The organism is Methyloceanibacter marginalis, from assembly GCF_001723295.1.
In the GTDB taxonomy this organism is placed as follows: Bacteria; Pseudomonadota; Alphaproteobacteria; order Rhizobiales; family Methyloligellaceae; genus Methyloceanibacter; species Methyloceanibacter marginalis.
This window is the reverse complement of sequence record NZ_LPWD01000174.1, coordinates 1-3,469: the sequence shown is the minus strand read 5'-3', so window position 1 is coordinate 3,469 and position 3,469 is coordinate 1. Positions and strand designations below refer to the sequence as shown.

Annotated in this window: 4 protein-coding genes, 1 tRNA gene and 2 pseudogenes; 4 read left to right on the top strand and 3 right to left on the bottom strand. The window is 61.5% G+C overall.

All coding sequences use genetic code 11. From position 1 onward, the window contains the following. Together AUC71_RS20980 and ppk2 are read left to right on the top strand one after the other, a co-directional pair. Positions 1-328: pseudogene (locus AUC71_RS20980) on the top strand (hypothetical protein); the annotation flags it as partial. Positions 329-645: 317 nt separating this feature from the next. Then, positions 646-1,545 carry a polyphosphate kinase 2 gene (gene ppk2, locus AUC71_RS07200; protein ID WP_083238174.1) on the top strand — a complete coding sequence of 300 codons (900 nt, stop codon included), beginning with the start codon at positions 646-648 and terminating at the stop codon, positions 1,543-1,545. A gap of 8 nt (positions 1,546-1,553) precedes the next feature. On the opposite strand, the gene AUC71_RS07195 is transcribed toward ppk2, so the two are convergent. From AUC71_RS07195 to AUC71_RS07190, 3 genes are all read right to left on the bottom strand, one after another. Continuing rightward, a complete protein-coding gene (locus tag AUC71_RS07195) occupies positions 1,554-2,279 on the bottom strand; it encodes a glutathione S-transferase C-terminal domain-containing protein (RefSeq protein ID WP_069623718.1) in 726 nt (241 codons plus the stop codon). A 117-nt stretch (positions 2,280-2,396) separates the two neighbouring features. Then, positions 2,397-2,618 carry a GIY-YIG nuclease family protein gene (locus tag AUC71_RS17530; RefSeq protein ID WP_244500840.1) on the bottom strand — a complete coding sequence of 74 codons (222 nt, stop codon included), beginning with the start codon at positions 2,616-2,618 and terminating at the stop codon, positions 2,397-2,399. Between the two features lie 113 nt (positions 2,619-2,731). Beyond that, positions 2,732-2,821: transfer RNA gene (locus AUC71_RS07190), tRNA-Ser, on the bottom strand. 156 nt (positions 2,822-2,977) lie between these two features. Here AUC71_RS07190 and AUC71_RS07185 point away from each other — a divergent pair. Then, positions 2,978-3,295 carry a hypothetical protein gene (locus tag AUC71_RS07185; RefSeq protein WP_069623717.1) on the top strand — a complete coding sequence of 106 codons (318 nt, stop codon included), beginning with the start codon at positions 2,978-2,980 and terminating at the stop codon, positions 3,293-3,295. Positions 3,296-3,333: 38 nt separating this feature from the next. Continuing rightward, positions 3,334-3,469: pseudogene (locus AUC71_RS20975) on the top strand (peptide-methionine (S)-S-oxide reductase MsrA); the annotation flags it as partial.

Genomic DNA, 3,469 nt, shown 5'->3' with positions numbered 1-3,469 from the left:
ATTGCGCATGAATGCGCCGGATTTGGCCGCGCGGCTCATTCGCCTTAGACTGGCGGCTGGGTGGAAACAGCCAAGGGCGAAAACCTTCAAACTGCGCCGACAAGGCCTTGCCGGCGCCGAGCGAAAGGAATTCCCGATGAAGATGTCCTCAGACGCTATCGAGCAGACGCTGACACAGTTCGAGGCGGACCCGCTGCCCGATGATCATCCGGCGGTCGAGCAACTCAACAAGATTTTCGGCGATCACACTTATTTCCTCGATCCCAATGGGCTGCACATCGTCGAGACGGCGAGTCCACCAACTCGGGCTCGCAGCAGGGCGTGGTGATCAAGCTCGCCAGTTGGAGCGACGAAAGCCGTACCAGCCTCGCGCCGCATCCGCCCGAGCCGACCAATATGGTGATCGAGCTCAAGGCGGCGTGACGCCGGGCTACTTTCTCGAACGCTAGATCCTGCTCCAACGCCGGGCGGTTCAGCCGCCCCGGCGATGCTGGCACATGTGTTGCAGCGTAATCCGATGGCTTGCGCGGCGGCCCACCCCTTCGCGGCTGCGCGACCGGACGTCATAGCGGATCTTTCAGAGACCGGCCCTGCGAGTGTCCGCGTTTTCATTCCCCGCCGGAATGAAAGGGGGTTGCCGTGGAGATGGAACTCAAAGAGGGCAAAAAGCACAAGAAAAACAAAAAGAACGGTAAGGCGCCCAAGCACCTGTCGGACGAAGAGCTGGCGGCGGCGGACCTCCAAGTCGGCGACGTCAAGGCCGCGTCCCGGAAGATCAAGACGCAAGTCTACGAGAAGGAACTCGCCCGGCTCCAGGTCGAGCTGGTGAAGATGCAGGAGTGGATCAAGCACGAGAAGCTCCGCGTCGTGGTGATCTTCGAAGGCGCGGACGCGGCCGGAAAAGGCGGCGTTATCAAGCGCATAACAGAGAGCCTCAATCCTCGGCTGTGCCGCGTCGTGGCGCTCGGCACGCCGACGGAACGGGAAAAAACCTCCTGGTATTTTCAACGTTACGTGCCGCATCTGCCGGCGGCCGGCGAAATGGTGCTGTTCGACCGCAGTTGGTACAACCGCGCGGGCGTCGAACGCGTGATGGGCTTTTGCGGCGACGCCGAGTATCAGGAGTTCTTGCGCAGCTGCCCAGAATTTGAGCGCATGCTAGTGCGCTCTGGCATCATTCTGATCAAATACTGGTTCTCGGTGAGCGACGCGGAACAGGAGCGGCGCTTCCAGAAGCGCATGAACGACCGCACGCGCAGCTGGAAACTGAGCCCCATGGACGTGGAGTCGCGCTCCCGCTGGGTCGAGTACTCACGCGCCAAGGACACCATGTTCGCGCATACCGACATCAAGCAGGCGCCCTGGTACGTGGTGAAGGCCGACAACAAAAAGCTGGCGCGGCTCAACTGCATCACGCATCTCTTGAGCATGATTGAGTATGGGGACCTGACGCCGTCGCCGCCGATGCTGCCGCCGCGCCCCAAGGCCGGCGACTATGTGCGTCCGCCCATGGAGGACCAGAACTTCGTGCCGGACTTCTGGTAGCCCGTGGACTAAGCGGCCCAGCCGGCCATCTCGGTCTGCTCCGGATAGAACCGCTCGGCCATGCGGCCGACATAGCGTTTGAGATTGTCGCGGCGCTCGACCGCATTGCGCAGCGGTGTCTCGAAACACGGACAAAGCGCGCCGCCGATAAACGCGAAGCCCGTGGCGTCTAGGCCAGTCGGCTCGCTGCCCATCATGAAGGGCTTGTCGGCGAGAAGCTCGGCCGCCGCTTCGAGTGACCGGGTGCCAAGCGCGACGATCTCCTCTTCCGAATGACGTCCCATGCCGTGGCCGTGGAGCTCGACTTTCATCTGGCGGCGCGCCATACGCTGAACGACGAGCCGCATCGGCATTGGCACTCTTTCGAAATAGGCGCGCGGACCTTTGTCGAAATTGTCGTCGTTCACCCAGCGCGCGTGCAGCACGGTCCAATAGGCATGGTCTTCGAGCATCTTCTCGAAGGCCCAGGCTGTGGCGCGCTGCTCCGTGCCGAGGCCGCGGTCGAAATCGATCCCGTATTTCTTCTCCAGGTGCCAGCGGATGAAGGTGGAGTCGGCGATCGTCTCGTCGTCGTCGACGATGTAGGGCAGCTTGCCCTTGGGCGCCTTGCTGAAGCCTCCGGTGTCGGTCTGGTAGCCGAGGCCGGCCAACTTGAGCAGCATCTCGGCCTTGGTGACGAACGGGCTCATGTCGGGAAGCCCGAAGGCCGGGCCGAAAGCGTAGAGCGTGATCATCGATGCGCCCTGGTTCCATCGTGATGCGTGCGGCGAGAGATTGTCCGGCCCACTGATGTCAGGATCGTGGCGGGGCTGTAGGCCGAAACTCGATTTCGCGAGCGGAGTACGCTGCCTCTAGAAGTGCTTCTTAGCAAAGGATCGCCCCGATCCCGATTTCAGGTATAGCTCGAATCGCTCTGCTTTTTCCCGATCAGGGAAGGCCAGGTAGATGGCCAGTTTCCAAGGGCGGTGCTTGTTGGTGTGGATGGACTTGCCCGAATTGTGTTCATCAAAGCGGCGCTTCAGGTCCGTCGTTAGGCCCACGTAGTACCGACCAGCATCGGCTTCGCTTTGCAGTACGTAAAGTTAGTTCATGGCGTCGCCCGCCTTCACTTCGTTACGGCGAGGCATCCGCCTTCGCTTGCGCTACGGCTGTCTGACAATCACGCCATAGCGCAAGCGAAGGCGGATGGCGGAGAGAGAGGGATTCGAACCCTCGAGACGGTTACCCGCCTACACGCTTTCCAAGCGTGCGCCTTCGACCACTCGGCCACCTCTCCTGAAGCTCCGGAAGGCGCGCACTATCACGAAGCGCCCTGCCCGTTCAAGCAAGCCGTGCCCTTAAGGTCCGCTCGCCGGGATGTGATAAACCAGCGTTTGAACGTGATCGAGCAATAGCCTATGTAAGCTGAAACACGCGATTGCCACTCTCGCTCATGCGTTTTGTTCTTCGAATTCTCGGTGTCTGGCTGCTTCTGCTTGCCATGGTCGCCGCCGTCGTCGACGCCACCAAAAGCTTGGCTGGGGGCGGCGCTTGGGTTGTCACGCCCATGGGCGTTCAATGGCGGGAACTGGCGCCCGAAACGCTCACCGTCTCCAAGGCCTGGATCGAGACCAATGCCGGCAAATGGCTGTGGGACCCGTTCATCCTGGGGATTTTGAGCGCGCCGACCTGGGTGGTGTTCGGCATTCTCGGCGTATTCCTCTATTGGCTCGGCCAGAAGCGGAAAGAGGTCGAGGTCTATATCAACTAGCGGGGGCGTCTCGGGGGAGAACCAAAACGGAGATCTCCATGTTCGGCTTCAAGCGCAAACCCCTTTCTATTCCTGCCGCCGACGAGGCCTTGCCCGGCCGGCCCGACGCTCTTCCAACCGCAAAGACGCATTTCGTGACCGGCGCGCCCCTCAAGGGCCCGTATCCGCAAGGCG

Coding starts and splice junctions, on each gene's coding strand:
- ppk2 (WP_083238174.1), top strand. CDS start 646: ATGGAACTCAAAGAGGGCAAAAAGCACAAGAAAAACAAAAAGAACGGT.
- AUC71_RS07195 (WP_069623718.1), bottom strand. CDS start 2,279: ATGATCACGCTCTACGCTTTCGGCCCGGCCTTCGGGCTTCCCGACATG.
- AUC71_RS07185 (WP_069623717.1), top strand. CDS start 2,978: ATGCGTTTTGTTCTTCGAATTCTCGGTGTCTGGCTGCTTCTGCTTGCC.